General features: G+C 51.9%; 19 protein-coding genes. 7 read left to right on the top strand and 12 right to left on the bottom strand.

The window, feature by feature from the left end; all coding sequences use genetic code 11:
- Nucleotides 1-27: 27 nt before the first annotated feature.
- On the bottom strand, nt 28-1,506 hold the full coding sequence (locus EVJ29_RS11275) for an HD domain-containing phosphohydrolase (protein ID WP_131465826.1): 1,479 nt from the start codon (nt 1,504-1,506) through the stop codon (nt 28-30).
- Between the two features lie 116 nt (nt 1,507-1,622).
- Nucleotides 1,623-3,395, bottom strand: coding sequence for a mechanosensitive ion channel (locus EVJ29_RS11270; protein WP_131465824.1), 1,773 nt, complete (start codon nt 3,393-3,395; stop codon nt 1,623-1,625).
- Nucleotides 3,396-3,619: 224 nt separating this feature from the next.
- Between EVJ29_RS11270 and EVJ29_RS11265 the strand changes: the two genes are divergently transcribed.
- The 4 genes from EVJ29_RS11265 to EVJ29_RS11250 all read left to right on the top strand — a co-directional run bounded on the left by EVJ29_RS11265 (nt 3,620) and on the right by EVJ29_RS11250 (nt 6,261).
- Nucleotides 3,620-4,033 (top strand): methylglyoxal synthase, encoded by a 414-nt coding sequence (locus EVJ29_RS11265; protein WP_131465822.1) that lies wholly within the window; start codon nt 3,620-3,622, stop codon nt 4,031-4,033.
- A gap of 79 nt (nt 4,034-4,112) precedes the next feature.
- Nucleotides 4,113-4,934 (top strand): hypothetical protein, encoded by an 822-nt coding sequence (locus tag EVJ29_RS11260; protein ID WP_070328055.1) that lies wholly within the window; start codon nt 4,113-4,115, stop codon nt 4,932-4,934.
- Between the two features lie 114 nt (nt 4,935-5,048).
- Nucleotides 5,049-5,564: a general stress protein gene (locus EVJ29_RS11255; RefSeq protein ID WP_070328054.1), complete on the top strand. Its 516-nt coding sequence runs from the start codon at nt 5,049-5,051 to the stop codon at nt 5,562-5,564.
- A 13-nt stretch (nt 5,565-5,577) separates the two neighbouring features.
- Entirely contained in the window at nt 5,578-6,261 is a 684-nt protein-coding gene (locus EVJ29_RS11250; protein ID WP_236633524.1) for a general stress protein, read from the top strand.
- 125 nt (nt 6,262-6,386) lie between these two features.
- Here the strand turns inward: EVJ29_RS11250 and EVJ29_RS11240 are convergent, their stop codons facing one another.
- Genes EVJ29_RS11240 through EVJ29_RS11230 form a run of 3 tightly spaced genes read right to left on the bottom strand, consistent with a single transcriptional unit; the run spans nt 6,387 to nt 9,664 of the window.
- Nucleotides 6,387-7,349 (bottom strand): 2-hydroxyacid dehydrogenase, encoded by a 963-nt coding sequence (locus tag EVJ29_RS11240; protein WP_131465818.1) that lies wholly within the window; start codon nt 7,347-7,349, stop codon nt 6,387-6,389.
- Nucleotides 7,350-7,390: 41 nt separating this feature from the next.
- The gene (locus EVJ29_RS11235; RefSeq protein WP_070328051.1) at nt 7,391-8,533 is read right to left on the bottom strand and encodes a YcjF family protein; all 1,143 of its coding nucleotides are present in this window, start codon (nt 8,531-8,533) and stop codon (nt 7,391-7,393) included.
- A 12-nt stretch (nt 8,534-8,545) separates the two neighbouring features.
- Nucleotides 8,546-9,664, bottom strand: coding sequence for a GTPase (locus EVJ29_RS11230; RefSeq protein WP_131465816.1), 1,119 nt, complete (start codon nt 9,662-9,664; stop codon nt 8,546-8,548).
- A gap of 80 nt (nt 9,665-9,744) precedes the next feature.
- Between EVJ29_RS11230 and EVJ29_RS11225 the strand changes: the two genes are divergently transcribed.
- Together EVJ29_RS11225 and EVJ29_RS11220 are read left to right on the top strand one after the other, a co-directional pair.
- Nucleotides 9,745-10,131, top strand: a complete 387-nt coding sequence (locus EVJ29_RS11225; RefSeq protein ID WP_070328049.1) for a VOC family protein — start codon at nt 9,745-9,747, stop codon at nt 10,129-10,131.
- Nucleotides 10,132-10,227: 96 nt separating this feature from the next.
- Nucleotides 10,228-11,028 carry a formate/nitrite transporter family protein gene (locus EVJ29_RS11220; protein ID WP_070328048.1) on the top strand — a complete coding sequence of 267 codons (801 nt, stop codon included), beginning with the start codon at nt 10,228-10,230 and terminating at the stop codon, nt 11,026-11,028.
- A gap of 45 nt (nt 11,029-11,073) precedes the next feature.
- On the opposite strand, the gene EVJ29_RS11215 is transcribed toward EVJ29_RS11220, so the two are convergent.
- From EVJ29_RS11215 to EVJ29_RS11195, 6 genes are all read right to left on the bottom strand, one after another.
- A complete protein-coding gene (locus EVJ29_RS11215) occupies nt 11,074-12,534 on the bottom strand; it encodes an alanine/glycine:cation symporter family protein (RefSeq protein ID WP_070328047.1) in 1,461 nt (486 codons plus the stop codon).
- Between the two features lie 346 nt (nt 12,535-12,880).
- Nucleotides 12,881-13,048, bottom strand: a complete 168-nt coding sequence (locus EVJ29_RS15500) for a hypothetical protein (protein ID WP_016507944.1) — start codon at nt 13,046-13,048, stop codon at nt 12,881-12,883.
- A gap of 1 nt (nt 13,049) precedes the next feature.
- Entirely contained in the window at nt 13,050-13,253 is a 204-nt protein-coding gene (locus EVJ29_RS11210; protein ID WP_016508010.1) for a YwbE family protein, read from the bottom strand.
- A 64-nt stretch (nt 13,254-13,317) separates the two neighbouring features.
- The gene (locus EVJ29_RS11205) at nt 13,318-13,650 is read right to left on the bottom strand and encodes a hypothetical protein (RefSeq protein WP_131465814.1); all 333 of its coding nucleotides are present in this window, start codon (nt 13,648-13,650) and stop codon (nt 13,318-13,320) included.
- Nucleotides 13,651-13,698: 48 nt separating this feature from the next.
- Complete coding sequence (locus EVJ29_RS11200; RefSeq protein WP_131466020.1) at nt 13,699-15,354, bottom strand: glycoside hydrolase family 13 protein; 1,656 nt, start codon at nt 15,352-15,354, stop codon at nt 13,699-13,701.
- Between the two features lie 168 nt (nt 15,355-15,522).
- On the bottom strand, nt 15,523-16,278 hold the full coding sequence (locus EVJ29_RS11195; protein ID WP_131465812.1) for an alpha/beta hydrolase: 756 nt from the start codon (nt 16,276-16,278) through the stop codon (nt 15,523-15,525).
- Nucleotides 16,279-16,665: 387 nt separating this feature from the next.
- Between EVJ29_RS11195 and EVJ29_RS11190 the strand changes: the two genes are divergently transcribed.
- The gene (locus tag EVJ29_RS11190) at nt 16,666-20,172 is read left to right on the top strand and encodes a chitobiase/beta-hexosaminidase C-terminal domain-containing protein (protein WP_131465810.1); all 3,507 of its coding nucleotides are present in this window, start codon (nt 16,666-16,668) and stop codon (nt 20,170-20,172) included.
- A 65-nt stretch (nt 20,173-20,237) separates the two neighbouring features.
- On the opposite strand, the gene EVJ29_RS15695 is transcribed toward EVJ29_RS11190, so the two are convergent.
- Nucleotides 20,238-20,318: IS3 family transposase (locus EVJ29_RS15695; protein WP_131440828.1), on the bottom strand; the 81-nt coding region annotated here is incomplete at its 5' end.

Here is a 20,318-nt window from a genome sequence, read left to right as displayed (position 1 = left end):
TCTCCGCGGAGACAGACCTGTTATCGTTTAGGCGGACAACGCCTCACGGCGCAGCTGAACGAACACATCGACGAACGCCGCGTCCCATTGGGTGCCACGCCCGCTCTCTAAAATCGACAGCGCCTTCTCGACTTGCATCCCTTGCCGATACGGACGGTCTGACGTCATCGCGTCGTAGGCGTCAGCGATCGCCATGATACGGCCGAAGAGCGGGATAGCTTCACCGGACAATCCGTCTGGATAGCCGTTCCCGTCGATTCGTTCATGGTGTGACCGTACACCCGCCATGAGCGGCTGAAGTGAGACCGGCAACGTGATCTGATTCAAAATATGAATCCCGATTGTCGGATGCTCTTGAATTTGGGCGAACTCGTGGTCTGTCAGCTTTCCTTCTTTCAACAAAACGTCGTCACGAATCCCAATCTTCCCGATATCATGAAGCAACGCCGATTTTCGGAGTAGCTCAATCTGCGCCTGCGGCCAACCTAACGCACATGCCAGTTCGACAGAATAGGCGGCAACCCGTTCCGAATGGCCGGCCGTGTAGGAATCACGGGCGTCGAGCGTAGCCGCGAACAAGACGAACAAGCTGTTCAGCAGTTGATCGTTTTCTTCCTCACGTTCATTGACGTTCTTCACCATCTGATTGAACCCGTTCACCAGCTGCGAAAACTCATCAGCGTACGGGTTGTCGATCGGTTTCAGCTCGCCGGCATCGAGCTGTTCGATCCCTTGTGTCAACGTGGCAAGCGGACGCTTGATGTTGTCGTATAGGAGCAGGCTACTGAACGTCGCGACACCGACGATCACGACCAAGATCAACCCGGCCCAACGCCAATATGCGTCGACTTGCTCGACGGTCGACAGTTGGACGCCCGAAGCGAGAATGAACAACATGACCGGAAACACCCCGATGACGAGCATACTGATCAAAAGCTTCGTCCGGACGCTAATTGACTGGTACGACGCCTGGAGCGGTGTATCGTACAGTTGCTCACTTTGATCTTGTAAATGAAGCAACAACGGCTCGACCGACCGATACGTCAAAAAGAACTCGATGAGCGCATGTAAAATGGCGATCAATACCGCCCCAAAAGCCGCCATTCCAATCAAACGGTACGGCAAATTGATCCAGTCTTGTTGAATCGCCAATGCGGTCAAGCTCATGGCCGGCACTGAAAGACCAAATAAATGAGGTCCTAGTATGCGCTTCACTGTCAACGTCGGAAAGTGACTCGTCTGATCGAACGCCTGTTGAAGCGCTTCGTAACTAGGCGCCTCACTTCGAAAGACATTCCGAATCGGCCGGATGTGACGCCGATATATCAGTAATTCGAGACTGATCATGACCACACCTGACACCGCCATGATGGCAAATAAAGATATCACTTCAGCACGGGACAGTTCGAGCGTTTGGAAGATGAACAGACCCCCGACACCGAACACCGCGATCCCTGAACCGATGATATAATTCATAATTAACGTATTTTGAAAGCGTTCAAACACTTTGACCCCTCCTATTCTTCACCGACTTCTCTCATTCTGTTTATCGACCAAAAATCACCCTTTTTCACAACACAAAAAACGAGCCTCTCACTAGAGAGACTCGCTCAGTTCACTGATTATGGACGACGTGGACCTTCGTTGTCGTCGGGTGAACGGTTATCTTCTGGCGTGATGTTTTCATGGAACGGGTTCGGTTCTGGACCGTCCACGTTCGTCACATCCGTTGTCCGATTCGTTTCACGTTTCAACTCTTGGTTCGTTTGATCCGCTTCACGTTTCGACTGATCGATACCTTGCTTCGCCTGTCGCTTCGCAGCTTCGGCTTCTTGATTCATTTGTGCTTTCTCTTGTTCGAAACCCTCTTTTGATACTTCCGTCTCGTCGATGCTCTTCTCAGCTTTTTTCAAGTAGCGAGCTGCTGTTTCACGTCCACCGAGACCGAAGGCAAGGCCGAACGCAAGGGCGACAGCACCGAGGATAAGCAGGAACGCCGTATTGACGATCATCGGTGCGATGCCGAGCTGACTGATGGCCATGAAGAAGGCGATCCCGAGAATCGCATACTTCGCGACGTGGCGTAGTACGCTCGGTTGACCTGACGCATCGACGAGCACGCTGCCGACGAGACGCTCTGCCATATTGGCGAGCCAGAAACCGACCGCCAAGACGATGATGGCTGCAATGACCATCGGCAAGTAAGCAAAGATTGCAGTTGCGAGCGAGGCCATGAAGTCGAGGTTAGCGACTTGCAGGGCTTCCGACACGAACAACAAGATGATGATGATTTGAACGATCGTACCGATTACTTGAGCAATCGACGTCGATGATGTCGAACGTCCACCGAGACCCATCTTGCTTGCGAGCGAGTTGACGCCCAAATTCTCAAGAAGTGATACGACCACCCCTTTGAGCCATTTGGCAACGAACACACCAGCGAGAATCAAGACGATTGCGACGATGATGTTCGGGATCATGGCCAAGACATTGTTCAACATGGAGATGGCAGGGTCTGAGATGCCTCGAATGTCGAGTGCCTCAAGTGCTGAGATTGTGACCGGGATCATGATCAAGATGAAGACGACCGTACCGACCGCTTTCGCCAGGCTTGACCCTTTCACGTAATCTGCCAAGTGAAGTTTCTCGGCAAACTTGTTGAGTCCTGCCGCTTCCAAGAACTTCGTCAAAATATCGCGGACAATTTTCGCGACGATATAACCGATCGCAAAGATGAGTGCCGCTGCGACGAGTTTCGGAATGAAGGCGAGGAAGCTGTTCAACAAGTCTTCAAACGGTCCACTGATGCCTCGGAGACCGAGCGCGTCAAGGACGGCAGGAAGTGCTAGCAACAACACCAAGTAGAAGACGATGTTTGCGACCGTGTCGACCCATTTCGTCTGGTTGACACTTGTCGACTCCTGACCTGTCTTCTCCATCAACTTGCTCAAGTTGAGGCGATGACCCGCCATTTGAATCGCTTTTTTCAAGAGCGTCGCGATAATCCAGGCGACGAGTAGAATGAGACCTGCTTTGACGACTCCGGTAATTAAACCTGAGAAGCCTTCATAGATTTGACTAAACGGCTGCGTGATCGCTGGCACGTTCATAAATTCAAAGATGATTAAGAATGCGAGAAGTAATACTCCAAAGAAGACGACTTTCGCGATGATTCGTTCAGGTGTCCACCGCTTTTCTTCTCTTCCGGGTTTATCAGGCTCCCCTTCTTGTTTGACACCAACACGATCGTCGAGGCGTGCTTTACGCAGCGCTTTACGTGTCACGTTTTCCAAAACTTTTGCCAAAATAAAACCGACGACAAGGACAAGAAGTGCAAGCAAAAGCTCTGGCAACCAAGACATGAACGTGTTGAAATTATACGTTGTATCGTTCATCCGACATCTTCCTCCAATCTCTTTTGAAATGATTACTATTTATTTGACTCTCTGTATAAATACCAACATTTTCATATGCCTAAACATAGACAATTATCACCCTTGAATAAATATTAACTGGGAAAATGATTTTCTAGGAAAATTTTCCCTCAAGAAACAAGGCGTGTCTTTCTAGTTCAAATATGATACGAATTAAGAAGAAGTCTTTTTAAGGAGGAGTCAAGATGAACATCGCCCTGATTGCCCATGACAAGAAAAAAGATGATTTAATCGTACTCGTCAAAGCTTATTCTCACATATTAGAGAAACATCATTTGTTTGCGACGGGAACGACCGGAACACGTGTCGCCGAAGCGACGGGACTTCCGGTCCATTGTTTTAAGTCGGGACCGCTCGGTGGCGACCAAGAAATCGGCGCCTCGGTCGCCCGTGGAGAGATGGATATGATCATCTTCTTCCGTGACCCATTGACGGCCCAACCCCACGAGCCGGACGTGAGTGCATTGATGCGCCTCTGTGACGTCTACTCGATTCCGCTCGCCACAAACATGGGTGGAAGTGAAATCTTGATTCGCAGCATCGAACAAGGCGACTTTGAATCGCTCAAACTTTCCCATAACGACGAACCGTCTGTATGACCATTTTATATAGAAGAGAGGAATTGTCCTGAACCCACATGTATCGAACGACCCGACCGTACAGCAATTTTACGAACAAGTGCGAACACATCTGTCTGAACTGTTAGACGATAACTCAACAGCGGAGCGCTTGCTCAACAGTTTGGCCGGGTATATTCAACAAGCAGAAAGAAGCGGTCAATCCCTCGACGGCCTGACGAGTCAAGACCCACGCGCCTATGCGATGTTCTTGATCGAAAAACCAAAAACGAACGACGAGTATCGTCGTCGTTACCGCTCCATCATCGAGCAGTCGGGCGAACTTAAAATGCATGAGAAGGTACAGGCAAACCGTGAGTTCGACTGGGCCGTCGAGCGATTGAACGAGACGCAGCTCGAACTCCAAGACATCGAAAAGCGTGACGTCTCGTTTCTCGCCTACACAAAAATCGAGGCGATCAAATCGTCTCGCCGCATTTGGAACCAGTTCGGCTGGCTGCTCGGCATGGTGCTCGCGTTCGCTTACGCCAACCTGTTGCTCGTCATGGACGACTTGTTCAGTCTACGGCTGTTCAGTGCACCGACGACCTCGTATCCGCTCGATTACTTCGCCTTCGTGCTGCCGGTCTTACTGACCGGTGCCGTCTTCGGTTTACTGACGCGCTTCCGTCACCACTTTCAGACGATTGGACGGCGCATCTTGTTCGCACTGCTCATCATTCTCGTGTATGTCGGCTTCGTGATCCTGATCCAACCGCTCCTGTTCACGCTCGGATGGTCGTTTTTGATTCAATTGACGCCCATCTACGCGTTAGTGTTGTTAGCGATTAGCGGCTTCATGGCGCTGTGGACACTCGCCGAGTTTGTCTGGAAGAGCACGCGTTGCCATCTCGGGAACGATACGATGACCATTTATTATTAATGACGCCAGTCTCAGGTGAGATGGCGTTTTTTGTTTGAACATTCGCCAGAACGGAAATTACTAATACCGTGATGTCAATTTAATCGTAAGACGAGATGATAAAGGGGGCAGACCATGTCAGACCGCAAAATGATCGGGTTATTTCATAGCGAGCAAGAAGTGATGGACAAAGTGAACGAACTCAAAAAGGCCGGGGAAGCGGAGAAAAATATGCATGTCGTAGCCAAGCGGGACGGGGAAATTTCCGCATTGCGCTATCACACCGATGTGAACGCCGAGTCTGGGATTCGAGATGTCAATTGGTTAGACCGCGTCAAAGCATTCCTTCACGGCAGCGACCGGATTCGCGATGAGCTGCGTAATATGGGTCTTAGCGATGCCGAGGCAGAGGAATACTATTCAGCCATCGACGACGGTAAACTGTTGCTTTACGTCGATAAACATTCGTACGAGCGCTATCCGAATATGTATAAAAAAGACAGTGAACTCGACCACGATCAAGGGGAAAAGGCAGACGGGATTGCATTCGATGCCAAACCGTTCAATGATCATGATGAAAAACCACGCGGTACGAAAGAAGATCCGATTGTACGGGGACATTCCGGCTTAGAGGACCATCGCCGATTATAAGGAGGAGACAACCATGAGTGAGAAACGATTTATTAGCATGTACGACACGCAAGAATCGGCTCTAGGAAAGATTGAGGAGCTACGTGCCAAAGGATACAAAGACTCAGACATTTACGTCGTCGCCAAACATGAGGACAGCGTCTCGATTTTGCGCCGTAAAACGGACGTGCACACCGAGGCCTCGCACGATACAGGTTGGTTCGACAAAGTCCGTTCGTTCTTGAGCGGCCACGAAGACGTTCACGCCGGGCTCCGCAACATGGGGCTGAGCGAAGAAGAAGTCAACCGCCATTACAGCGACGTCGAGGCCGGGAAGATTTTGATTTATGTCGATGAAGACTACGAACGACGTCACAATGAAGGTTTGACGATCGATTCGACGCCTTACAACGATACGAAACATGATACAAGCCACCAAGGACACCATACTGCTGACGGTTTGGAAGTCGATTCGAAGCCGTTTAACGAACCAAGCCACGAGTCGACTACTCGAGAGCATCGCAATGATGACGGCCTAGAGATCGATTCGAAGCCGTTTAACGAACCAAGCCACAAGTCGACTACTCGAGAGCATCGCAATGACGACAGCCTAGAGATCGACTCAAAACCGTTCAACGAATCCTCATCAGACAATCCGAATCGGGCCGTCGACCCAGAGCAAGACAAAACTGGACGAAAAGGCCAAACTGAACGATAAAGAAGCGAAGCTTCGTGGTCTCGATGACCGTGCTCTACGCAACGATGTTGAAGATCCAGACAACATTCGCCGCTTTTAATGGACATAAAAGAGGAACCTGACACATGGCGTCAGGTTCCTCTTTTTTACGTCAATCGATTTTTTGGTTCTTTCCCTTCAAGTACGTTGACGATGGCTTCTCGGTTGAGCGCCATCATCGAGAGGCGCGTCTTGATCGTGGCGCTGCCGATATGCGGGAGCGTCGTGACGTTCGGAAGCGTCAAGAGCGGATGGTCCATCGCCACCGGTTCTTTCGCGAACACGTCGAGCCCCGCTGCCCAAATCTTGTTTGCTTTCAATGCCTCGTACAGTGCCGACTCATCAATGATCTCGCCGCGGGCGACGTTGATGAAGACGGCCGTGTCTTTCATTTTGGCGAACTGTTCGGTGCCGATCATGCCGCGCGTCTGTTCGGTGAGCGGTGCGAGCACGACGACGAAATCCGACTGCTCGAGTAAGTCATCGAGTTCGGCGTAGACGAATCCGTACATCGACTCCGATTCATGACGACGCGTCCGATTATGGTACAAGACGTCCATGTCAAAGCCGCGGGCCCGGCGTGCGACCGCCTCGCCGATGCGTCCCATCCCGATAATCCCGAGCTTCGCCTGATGCAGGTCCATCCCGACGTAGCCCATCGGTGTCCACGATTTCCATTCCCCCGCCCGCAAATCACGTTCTGCCTCTCCGAGCCGGCGCCCGGTCATCATCATGAGTCCGAACGCGAGGTCCGCTGTCGTCTCGGTCAAGACGTCCGGTGTGTTCGTCACGACGATACCGTGCTGTTTTGCCGCTTCGATATCGATGTTGTTATAACCGACGGCCAAGTTCGAGATGACTTCGAGGTCAGGCGCCTGTTCGATCAACTCGCGGTCGATCGTGTCGCTGAGCATCGTCCATAGCGCATGAGCCGATGCTGCTTCTTTCAACAAGACGTCACGCGGTACGCTCACCGCCTCTTCGTCCCACATGCGGACGTCATACTTGTCTCGCAGCGGCGCCACTGCTTCTTCTGGCAGACGTCGTGTGATGTAAATTCGTTTCTTCATATCCATTCCCCCTGTTCTCTCTCATCGTAACAAACTTCGAATCACGATTTGTCTTTCGACATCGGATTCTCTTTTATGAACTGATCGAACAATGAACTAAAGTCACTGTTGAGCAGTTGCTCGATCGTCTTCGAGGAGTCCATCGCATTGCGATACGCGACTTCATTGATGGCAAGGCCGATTGCCCAGGTGATCCCGGATGCCACTGTCGCATTGATCACGCTCGCCGCCGCGTTCGCACCTGGGAAGAACTTCATGACGTTCAACAACAGCGTCTTCGAAAGCGTCCGTCCGATTTGCGGGATGATCGTGCTGCCAATCAACGTTTTCAACATGTCATCGCTCGCTTTGACGCCCCAATAACGGAACAAGTGGACGCTCATCGTCACTTGGATCGGTGTCAACGCGATGGCATCCGCGAACGGGAGTGGCACGGCAGCGGCAGTCCCAGCACTCGCGACATAGCCCGAGATGATCCGGTTCGCCTTCTTGCGTTTCAGCTTGAGCATCGCTTCGCTCTCCGCATGAATCTCCATGAGCAATCCTTCTTGAAGTGACTGGTCGAGCTGGTCGACCGACCATGTGACGAGACGTTCCCAGTCAAGGTGGTCCCGAAGTTCAGCATCGTTCAATAACTCACCGGCGACACTTACCTGAAAAATTGCGTCTTCCGGTACGACTCCAGCCAATTCGTTTCGCAGCGCCGTCAATTCATCCATGTCGACTTGATCGATTTGCGTCAATAAGACTGCGACCGAAGTGACGTCGTTCAACTGTTTGATCAGCGTCCGATCGAGCGGTGTGACCCGTTTCATCGAGGCGTTGATAGCGTACCAGACGAGGTGCATCTGCTCGGCCGCAGGTTTTGTCTGTGCCCGTTCGACAAAGCCGATGACTTCGTCGGCATACGCCTGTTGGCGCTCACTTCCGATCTCATACCCTTCACTATCATAGAGGACAATCGCGATGTCATCACTCATGAACTGGTGGATTCCACGCGTCACCGGCTCGCCGGCCGCCACTTTCGTCAAATCGCGACCGAACACATGGTTGACGACCGAGCTCTTCCCAGAACCGGTCGCACCGGCGATTAAAATGTTCGGCTTCTTGACTTCGCCTCGCAGACGACCCAACTCTTCTTTCAAATCGTACGTATCTAAATTAAATGGCGCTTTTTTCTCCATATGACTTCCTCCTCATTGCTTGAGCGTACGCCCAAGCTGCTTCATCTCGTTCTCGAATCCACGTTGCACGTCCTGAACAATCGCTTCCCTGACCGTCTCATACTGTTGGTCGATGGCTTTTTTGATGCCCCGCTCCGCCGTCCGGCGCTTGAACGCCCAGTAGATGAAATGAATACCCGGAATCATCCCGAGCACCATCTTTCGAATCGTCCGCTTAAATGAATAATCAAAGCCGAGTTCGACCCGGCGCGTCTTGAAGCCGACGTCCGCTTGTTTGCCGACGAGCGGATAGCGCTCCATCAGTTGAATGTAATGACGGACCCCCTGCGCCATCGCTTCTTCTGTCGTGAGCGCGGCCTGTTCGAGCGTGCTCTCCAAATCTTTTTCGATTTGACGCGCTTTCCAGCTGATCATCGCTTGCGGGGTGATCATCCGAATTTTTTCAGCCGAACGGTAACTCCGGTCGCGCCACGCTTCGAGCTCGTCCAATAAATGCCGGGTCAAGTTGAGCGGTAATTTCCGCTCGACATCCTGCCAGAGGTTCGTTCGGTTCCGCTGCCAGACCGCCTCATAACCGAGCGTCGGTACGACTTGTCCGCTCAGCAGCTTTTTCTCGACACTGTTCACCCGGATCATGGCGTCACGATTGATGCCAAGTTCTCGCATCAAGACGTCTTCCATCGCCTCGGCTTTCTCCACGTTCATCGCGCTGTCCGGATTATAGTTCGTCAAGATGATGGTGACGTTGCTCTCTTTCGCATAAAGCGGCTTCAAAATCGACTCGAGCTCATACGTTTCGACACGACCTGAGTTGATCGACAGCAAATAATAAATCGTGTGGAACCAGTCAGCGATGTCGAGTGCCCCTTCCCGCTTATTGACGACGGCGATGACCGCTTCATGCCATTCTTCAGACCGGTCGGCTTCAAGTCCCCACGTATCAAAAAAGCGGAACAAGATCCCGCGTTCAAGATCGTAATACTCGTATTCGTGCAGGCCTTCTGCCGTCACCGGGCTGCCCGCCCGTGACTCGGCCACGTCACGTCCGTAAATATAGTTCAAGAAGGCGCTCTTGCCGACGCCTGTTTTTCCCGCGATCAATATGTTCGAGACAAGCCCCGTGTTGTCCATATGGTTCCCCCTGCAGTCGTTGTATAATACCATTATACTAAACGGCCGCTTTTGAAACGTCCGACGGAAGGATGAGACGCATGCTTCACCACGTAGAGCTCTATGTTTCTGACCTGAACAAAAGTTTAATCGCTTGGGACTGGCTCCTCACAGAACTTGGGTATACGGTATACCAACAATGGGAACACGGAAAAAGTTATCGTCATGGTGAGACGTACCTCGTCTTCGTTCAAACCGAACCGGCATATCTCGAACCCTCGTACCATCGGAAGCGAACAGGACTGAACCACCTCGCCTTTCACGCTGAATCGGTGGAGCAACTCGAATCTTTTCGCAGCCGCTTGTCCCGTTACGGCTTCAATGAGCTGTACGCCGACCGTTTTCCGTATGCGGGCGGTCCGAACTACGTCGCGCTCTATTTCGAAGACCCGGATCGCATCAAAGTCGAACTCGTGGCGACGATGTGAACGGATACAAATCCCCTTATCGAAAGTTTGTGAAAACAATTGCAAACTTTTTTAAGACCTCCTAGACTTAAGTTGTCTAAAGGAGGTCTTATTCAAATGGAAAAGCAAGTTATCGATTATATGGAAGAAGCCGCCCATAAAAAAGCGACGCTCCTTCATCACTCGTTCGGTCAATACGCACTTCGCTCGCTCGTCGCCGGTTTTTTGATCGGAATCGGAGTCGTCTTCGCATTTACGGTCGGAAACATGTTCATCGACGTACCAGGGACGATGCTGTTTGCCGGCATGAGTTTCTCGGTCGCACTCGTCTTCATCGTCTGGATGGGCGGAGAGCTGTTCACGAGCAACACGATGTACTTGTATACCGGTGCGAAGCGTGGACGTGTCGCATGGAGCGATCTTGTCAAAGTGTGGGGCATCAGCTGGATCGGCAACTTGGTCGGCGCGCTGTTGCTCACGATCCTCGTCATCGGCGCCCACAGCATGGGTGACATGAATAGTGACCACTTGCTCGCAGTCGTAGCTGCTAAAAAGATGGGCGGTGACGCACTCGCCATTTTCTTAAAAGGAATTCTTTGTAACGTACTCGTCTGTATCGCCATCTTCATGCCGCTCAAGACGCAAAACGACGTCGCCAAAATCATGTTGACGATGCTCCCGGTCGTCGTCTTTTTCGCCGCCGGTTTCGAGCACTCGATCGCCAACATGGGTATCTTCGGGCTGGCCCTCTATTATGTGCCGTCTGAAGCCATCAACATCGGGCTCGCACTCTATAATCTACTGTTTGCCACACTCGGCAATATCGTCGGGGGCGCCTTGTTCGTCGCCGGCACGTACCTCCATTTGAACGCAAAACCTGGGACGGCGAACGTGGAAACGCTCCGCCAGAACGCATAAAAAGACAGGGGCCCCGATGCAGGGCCCCTGTTGTTGCGTAAATGATTATTTTGACGAATCGGCAGCGGCGATTTGAACCGCACCTTCTGCGACTTCGTCCTCGTCGACGTCCCAACATTCCGTGTTCTCGATGCCGAGCTTACGGGCCGAGAAGCGTGGGTTGAGACCTTGGGCCCGTTGCTCTTCGTAGTCACGAAGTACTTTGAAGGCAACACCGCCGAGAAGCGAGATGGCGACCAAGTTGATGAGTGTCATACCGGCCATGAACAAGTCGGCGAGACTCCAAACGAAGCCAAGGCTCGCGACCGAACCGAGGAAGACAAAGCCCATTGTGAGAAGGCGGAAACCGAAGACAGCGCCTTTGCTCTTCTTGATGAACTCGATGTTCGTCTCACCGTAGTAGTAGCTACCGACGATCGAGCTGAATGCGAACAAGAGGACACTGACAGCGATGAAGCCAGGTGCCCAAGCACCGATTTGCTCAGCCAACGCGTTTTGAAGGAGTGCGATCCCTTCACCGTTACCAGCCGCGTAGCTGTCCGAAAGGAGGACGATAGCCGCTGTCGCCGTACAGACGATCAACGTATCCAAGAACACACCGAGCGTCTGCATGAAACCTTGTTTCGCCGGGTGTGACACTTCTGCTGCCGCTGCTGCGTTCGGTGCCGAACCCATACCAGCTTCGTTCGAGAAGAGACCACGACGGACACCCATCATGATAGCCGCACCGACCGAACCGCCAAACGCTTGCTCGATTCCGAACGCGCTCTTGAAGATCATGCCGAGGACGGCTGGCATTTCTGTGATGTTCACGACGACGACATAAAGAGCGACGATCAAGTAAAGGACAGCCATGATCGGTACGACGATTGCCGAGAAGTTCGCGACCCGTCGGACGCCACCGAAGATGACGAGTCCTGTCAAGACGACGAGGATAGCGCCACCGACTGCAGCTTCGAGACCGAACGCGTTATCAAACGCTGCTGCGATCGTGTTCGATTGTACCGAGTTGAAGATAAGACCGAACGTGAATGCGATCAATACTGCAAAGATGATACCAAGGACGCGGTTGTTGAGCCCTTTTTCAATGTAGTAAGCTGGACCGCCGCGGTATGCGACGTCGTCTTTTACTTTATACACTTGAGCGAGCGTGCTCTCGATCATCGCGGTAGCGCCACCGACGAGGGCGACGATCCACATCCAGAACACTGCTCCCGGTCCACCGAGTGTGATCGCGACCGTGACCCCTGCCAAGTTACCAGTCCCGATTCGCGTTGCCGCTCCGATGAAGAACGACTTCGCCGAGCTGATGCTCTTACTATCTGTGGCGTCCGATTTTTCTGTGACGACACGGAACATCTCTTTTAAGTAGCGGAACTGCATAAACCTTGTCTTGACCGTAAAGTAAATCCCGGCCCCAATCAATCCGACGATAAGCACGTACGACCATAAGATGTTGTTTAAAAAGTCGACGCTTCCTTGTAACAAGTTTTGTACAGCTTCCATGAATAAGTTCCTCCCTGTTGTGGAAATCTAAGTTGAAGATTTTTTATGATGTCTTAGTTCTGAATTATACAAAGATTCTGACAATTAGCAACAATTTTTTTATAGGTGAGTTCACAAAAAATTCACATGACACACGACAAAAAGACTGAAAAACCGACACTTAAAGCGCTTACATGCTATTTTGGAAGAATGAATAAATCATCATTTTTATTTCGTTATTTGATTTAAGGTTTCACTTTTTTTAAAGAAGCTTCATCTGCATGACTTCAACGATCGCCATTTCATTGATGCGTCTCCTGATTGACCCCAACAAAAAAACAGTCGCTCGCATGAGCAACTGCTTGGTTTATACGCCGGTCCGTTTCTTCTGGTTGTTCGGCTTTTTCGTCAACTGGTTCGTCAACGGTTTTTGCTTCGTCCCACGAAGTCCTGTCGGCACTTTCGTTTCGTTCTGTTTCTTCTCGGCGAGTTTTTGCTTCATCGCCTCTTGGAAACTCAATTTCTTTTCACTCATATTATTCACCTCCAGCTTCGATCACTTTTACCCGACCGACCTGTCCATCGTTTAAGCGTACTTTAATGCCGTGCGGGTGACTTGGCGAGTTCGTCAAAATGTCTTTGACGACGCCTTTCGTCAACTTCCCGCTCCGCTGATCTTGTTTCAGGACGATCTGGACGTGGAGTCCTGGGCGAATGTCCGCGCGTTTCTTACCATCCATACCCGACACCCCTTTCCGTATAGTCAACCTCTATCATATGCTCTTTTCCCGCATTTGTCACAGTCTATTCAAACGGTCCGATCTGACCAAGCGTTTTCGTCAAATAACTTTGATCGGTCACAAACGTCGTCACGCCTTGTCCCCACGCGATTGAGACATCGACCCGTCCCCTTTCGAACGCAATCGTTAAAATCGTCCGGCCGCTCTCATTTTGAAGGTGGGCCTTACCGCTCAATTGCTCATACGCTTCGGTAAGGTCTCGTCCAAACGAGACATAGTCAGCCGTCCGGACCATTTCTGCGTCGCGAGCGAGGACGAGTTTTAGCGTCGTACGATTAGCCTCAGCAATGATGAATCGAACCGTGACGTCGTCGTTCCCGAGTTCGATCTGATGCATACTGATCCCCTCCTAAAAGACACCTCCCGAATGGAAGGTGTCTCGTCATTATAAGCGATATAACCGGGCTTCAAACGGCTTCAGCATGAACGTGTCTTGCTCGATCGGTTCCGGGTCCACCTCATTCGTCAAGACGAGCGTCGCCTCGTCAAGACCAGGCAGCGTCGTCTCGGCCGGATTCGCCGTCAAGTTGACGAGCACATAAAAGCATTGTTGCTCGAACTTGCGCTCATACGCGAATACTTGCAGATGTTCCGGCAAGAGATCACGGTAACTTCCATACGTGAACGTCTCCTCGGCTCGGCGTAGACGGATCATCGCCTTGTAGAACGACAGAATCGAGTTCACGTCTTTAGACTGTGCTTCCACGTTCAACGTCTCATATTCGGCATGGATCGGCATCCACGGGGTGGCTGACGAGAAGCCGCCGTGCGGCGAGGCGTCCCATTGCAACGGCGTCCGGACGTTGTCGCGTGACGTCCCCCACACGTGTTGCATCGAGTCGATTTCACTCATCCCGTTCGCGATCCGTTCGAAGTACTCGTTCTTTGTCGCGACGTCATCGTAGTCGTGAATCGATGGCAACGGCACGTTCTTCATACCGATTTCTTGCCCTTGATAGATGAACGGCGTCCCGTGCATGAAGAAGTACATCATCCCGAGCGCGGTCGCACTCTCACGCCAATAGTGGTTCTCGTCCCCGACGAGCGAGACGGCACGCACCATGTCATGGTTCTCGATATAGAGGGCGTTCCACCCTGTTTCAAGCAACCCTTGTTGCCACTTGTCAAAAATAAGTTTCAGTTCGACGACGTCAAGCGGGGCGAGCCGGGACTTGCGCATAATATCGACGTGGTCGAAATGGAACGCCATGTTCATCGCCCCGTTTCCAGGTCCCATCCACAGGTCGGCCGCTTTCGGCTCGATCCCGTTCGTCTCGCCGACCGTCATGATATCGTACTTGGCGAACGTCTCGCGCTTCATCTCTTGGAGATACTCGTGGATCCCCTCGATATTTGAATACATCGAGAACGCCGTGACGTGACGTTTGCCATCCGGGGAAGGCAACATCGTCTCGGTCGGCATCTTTTTAATGTGGCTGATCGCATCGACCCGGAACCCATCGATTCCTTTATCGAGCCACCAGTTGATCATATCGTAGACCGCACCGCGCACTTCTTCATTCTCCCAATTCAAGTCAGGCTGTTTTTTAGAGAACACGTGAAGGTAGTGCTGCTCGGTCGCCGCGTCATATTCCCAGGCCGAGCCGCCGAAAATACTGGCCCAGTTGTTCGGTGGCTCGTCTTCTGACCCGTCTCGCCATATATACCAATCCCGCTTCGGGTTGTCTTTCGAACTTTTCGATTCGACGAACCATGGATGTTCGTCTGACGTATGGTTGACGACGAGGTCTAGCAATAGCTTCATCCCTCGCGCATGGACCGCGCTCAGCAACGCATCGAAATCTTCCATCGTCCCGAACTCTTCCATAATGTCTTCGTAATCGCTGATGTCATAGCCGTTGTCATCGTTCGGTGATTTGTACATCGGACAGAGCCAGATCACATCGATGCCGAGGTCTTCCAAGTAATCAAGCTTTTCGATAATGCCACGGAGGTCGCCGATGCCGTCCCCGTTCGAATCTTTGAAACTGCGTGGGTATATTTGATAGGCGATGGCTTCTTTCCACCATGCCCGGGCGATGCCTTGCTTCTCACTTTGTCTGAACGCCGTCTCCATACGCCAAATTCCTCCTAAGCCTACGATTAGTATCAATGAAGGTACATACCACTGTTTGGGTAAATCTAATCTTACAATATCATTAGTGCAAGCGTTTGCAAAGAAGTGCAAATAAAAATGCAGTCTTAGAGACTACATTTGTTCAACCGTCGTCACTTGTTCACAGAACGTACCGATCGCGTCGGCTAATCGACCGCGATCATGGTCCATCGTCGCCACATGGTACGATTGCTCCAAAACGATACGCTGCTTCGGCGCCTGAATCTTGTCATACAACCACATCGAATCTTCCGGCGGGACGACGTGGTCGACAGCGGAATGGATGACGCACGTCGGAACTACTACGTCCGACACACGAGGCCGAACTTCCTCGATCAAAGCGAGCAATTCGCGAATGGCCGACGTCGGTACTTTGTCGTAGACGATCTCATACACGTCATTTGCCTTGATATCCGGCTCGTCCTCGTCGATGAAGCGACAGACGTCGTCAGCCGCATGACACGCGTAGCCCGGTACAGACAACGCCGCGTTGATCGTGATGACGGCGTCGGCAAGGCCGGCGAGCGCGGCTTTCAAGGCGAGCGTCCCGCCCATCGATTGTCCGACGACGATGACGTGGCGACATCGCTCGCGCAAGAAGCGGATACCTGCTTCCATGCTCTCATACCAGCACTTGCTCGTCGAACATCTAAAGTCCTCGGGGTCGGTCCCGTGCCCCGTCAAGCGAGGGGCATACACCGTGAAGCCCTTTTCCATCAAGTCTATCCCGACATCGCGCACGCTTTGTGGTGTCCCATTAAAACCGTGACATAATAATATCCCGGTTTGATTCCCTTCATAATAAAACGTCCCCGCTCCCGGGATGACCGGATAAGTAGTCGTCGTCATTCGTTTCCTCCCTATTAATTCACAGTTAACCGATACACTTAATTTGTATTAATGAATTGTAAGAGTTCATGGCCTTGTCGTCAACCTAAAAGGGAAAAATCCAAAAACTCATTACCTTGTCATCGAAATGTAATATGAACTTCGTGAAAAGGAGATTGAGTTCTGACGTCTGCTTGGTTATGTTTAACATGTAGTTGCAAAGTTGGTAAATGATAGTCAAATACACCAATCGATGGAGTCGTAACGAGCCATTTTCATAGACACCAGTCGATTAATGTAAGCGCTATCATTTCTTGTATTGACTAGGAGGGGGCTAAACGCTCAACAAGTGACCAAACGAATTGGGAAATCGTATCGGCCATCTACATACCAAAGGGAGACTACAACATGGGGAAACCAAAAGCACGTTCACTCAAACAAATGACCGGCCTCGCTTTATCAGCCGGACTGATCGTCAGCAGCATGACGCCAATCGCGGCAAACGTACAAGCCGAAACGTTGAACGCAGCAGACTTATTCATCTCGGAGTATATTGAAGGCTCAAGCAACAACAAAGCGATTGAATTGTTCAACGGAACCGATTCAGCCATCGACCTCTCTGCCTACAAGCTCGAACTGTATTCAAACGGCGGGACGGCTCCTGGCACGACGCTCAACTTGACGGGGACCCTCCAACCGGGTGGCACGTATGTCATCGTCAACGGCAGTGCGAGTGAAGCGCTCAAGGCAAAATCAAATGCGACGAGCGGCGTGACGAATTTTAACGGTGATGACACGCTCGTCTTGAAAAAAGGTGACACTGTGCTCGACGTCTTCGGTCAAATCGGTGTCGACCCGGGCACAAAATGGGGAACAAGCGTCGCAACCGCTGACCAGACGTTGATTCGTAAAGATACGGTCACGACCGGAGATGCTAACGGTACGGATGCGTTCGACCCAGCGGCGGAATGGAACTCACAACCAATCGATACGTTCACGAACCTCGGGTCGCACACGTTCCAAGGTGTCGTATACGGCGATGGCGGAACGGTAGAACCACCGGCACCGGTCACTCCGATTTCAATCAGTGATGCCCGCACGAAGGCAGAAGGTGAAACGGTCACGATCAAAGGCATCGTTACGGCCAAACTTGCGAACACGATCTCGATTCAAGACGCGACAGGCGGCCTCTCAGTCCGTCCGACATCACTCGCGGTCAACGTCGGCGATGAAGTCGTCGTCACAGGTGCGATCGGTTCATACCGTGAGCTCCTTCAATTAAACAATGCGGTCGTCGTCTCGAAACAAACGGCGAGCGTCCCAGCTGCGCAAGTTCTCACAGGCGAACAGATCAATGAGGACGTCGAGTCTGAACTCGTGACGGTGAAGAACGTCACACTAACAGGCAGCGGTCAGAACTTGACGGCGACAGACGGAACGAAGGAATTTGTCGTCCGTGACGAACGCGGCGTTCTCGATTTACAGACGGACGTCAACTACGCATCAATCACCGGGATCGTCCAACAGTTCGACAACACGTATCAAATCATCCCACGTGATGCGGCTGACACAGCCATCGACCCGACGGTGCTCCGTCCGGCAACGGCGAAGCCAGGCGCAGGAACGTTCGTCGGGCCACAAGACGTGACGCTCTCGACGACGACTGCGGGCGCTGAAATCTATTACACGCTCGACGGGTCAGACCCGAAAGTGAACGGGACACGTTATACAGGTCCAGTCCGTGTCGAAGAGACGAAGACGCTCAAAGTCGCCGTCAAGTCAGGCGATGCGTTCAGCGCCGTGACAACGTACGACTATAAGATCACGGACAAGATCCGCATCCATGACATCCAAGGCGCGAGCCACACGTCACCGATGAACGGCCAAACGGTCGAAGGCGTCGAAGGAATCGTCACGTACACGTTCGTCTCGATGGGTACGACTTATTACTACATTCAAACACCGGACATGGAAGCCGACCAAGACGCACGCACGTCAGAAGGCATCATCCTGTACGGCGGACGTTCGATCGCCGGCATTCAAGTCGGAGACCTCGTCAACGTGAAAGGTGTCGTCAGCGAGTACGCCATCGAAGGCTATAGCGATCGCCAACGGACAGATATGTTGATGACACAAATCGATACACGCAACGGTAGTGTCAATGTCGTCAAGAGTGATGTCACACTCCCGACGCCAGTGAAGATTGACGAGTCGAACTTGCCGACCGAGTTTATCGACAGCGACGCCCTCGCCGTCTTCAATCCAGACAAAGACGCCATCGATTTCTGGGAAAGCCTCGAAGGGATGCGCGTCGAGACCGGAAATCTCAAATCGGTGTCGCCGCAACAAAACGGTGACCTCGTGACCGTACTCGAAAGCACGCCTACCGAGACGTTCAACGGAGGAATCCTTTTGAAGAAAGATGACGCAAACCCGGAACGTATCCAGTTCCGTCTCGAACCGAACGCAGAAGCGCGTGAGTTCGATGTCGCGACCGGTGACCGTTTCAACGGACCAATCGTCGGTGTCGTCGGTTATTCATATGGAAACTACAAAATTCAAGCAGGTCTCGATGAGATGAAAGCTGCCTTTGTCAAAGGTGATGCTAAGCGTGAGACGACATTCATCGAGGCAGAAGAAGACAAGTTGACGATCGCTTCTTACAACCTCGAGAACTTCTCGAACAACGTGAAGGAGACGTCGGACGAGAAGGCGCTCAAACTGGCGAAAGCGTTCGTCGAAGAGTTGAACAACCCGGACATCATCGGCGTGACCGAAGTTCAAGACAACAACGGTCAAAGCACAGGAGATGCTGCAGCTGACCAAAGCTATCAACGCTTGATCGATGATATCGTCTCAATCGGCGGCAAGTCGTACAAGTACGTCAACATCGATCCGGAGAACAATCAAGATGGCGGCGCACCGAACGCCAACATTCGTGTCGGCTTCTTGTACAATCCGGAACGCGTCTCGCTCACGGAAGGCATCCCTGCTGGTGACGCGACAACGGCCGTCGGTTACGAAAACGGCAAGTTGACACATAACCCGGGCCGAATCGCGCCACTCGACCCAGCATTCAACAGCTCACGTAAGCCGCTCGCGGCCCAGTTCGACTTCCAAGGTGAGAACGTCGTCGTCATCGCCAACCATTGGAACTCAAAAGGTGGCGATACCGGCTTCTTCGGTTCACAACAACCAGTCGTGCTCGGCAGTGAAGTGCAACGGAAAAAAATCGCACAACTCGTCCACAACTTCGTAGCGGACGTGAAAGCCGATAACCCGGATGCGAACGTCGTCGCTCTCGGTGACTTCAACGACTTCGAGTTCTCAGACGCGCTTCAAATCTTCAAAGGTGACTTGATGACGAACATGGTCGAGAAAGTACCTGCTATCGATCGTTACTCTTACGTCTACCAAGGCAACTCGCAAGTGCTCGACCACATCCTCGTGTCGAACCGTTTGGCCGCTACGACCGAGATTGATATGATCCATGTCAACGCCGACTTCACAGAGATGTCAGGCCGGGCCAGTGACCACGATCCGGTCCTCGCGCAAATCGACCTCACACCAGAACCCGTTGTCGATGTGAAACGTTACACGGTCGAGAACAATAAGGCTGCCCGTCTTGTCCTTCAAGACGACTACATCGGCGTGACAATCGGTAAAGGTACGAACTTTAAGAACGGCATCTTCGTGCGCGGCGTTTACACGGAATTGACGGGTGACCCGCTCAAGAACGTCGTCGTTCAAGTGAAGCCGAAACAAGCCGGTGCCATCATCGATTTCAAAGGCGCGACCGTCAAAGAAGTCATCGTCGACGGAACAAACCTTGCAGAAATTCGTGGTGCCGAGAACGTCAAACGCATCACGTATACGAAAGGCGCATCTGCTAAAACAGTTGTCGTCAAAAAATAACGAACGCTACCGCAGACATTGAACTGCTCCCCGTCAAGTAGACAGGGTAAATAATGAAAACCAGCCTAGGCGGCTTGAGCCCTGTATTCGACAGGGCTCAAGCCGTTTAGTCGTTTCTGGAGACGATCATGGTTGTAGAACGATAT

The sequence above is a fragment of the Exiguobacterium sp. SH4S7 genome (genome assembly GCF_004336795.1).
GTDB lineage: Bacteria > Bacillota > Bacilli > Exiguobacteriales > Exiguobacteriaceae > Exiguobacterium > Exiguobacterium aurantiacum_A.
The sequence above is the reverse complement of the archived record's forward strand: the minus strand, read 5'-3'. Positions and strand labels throughout refer to the sequence as shown.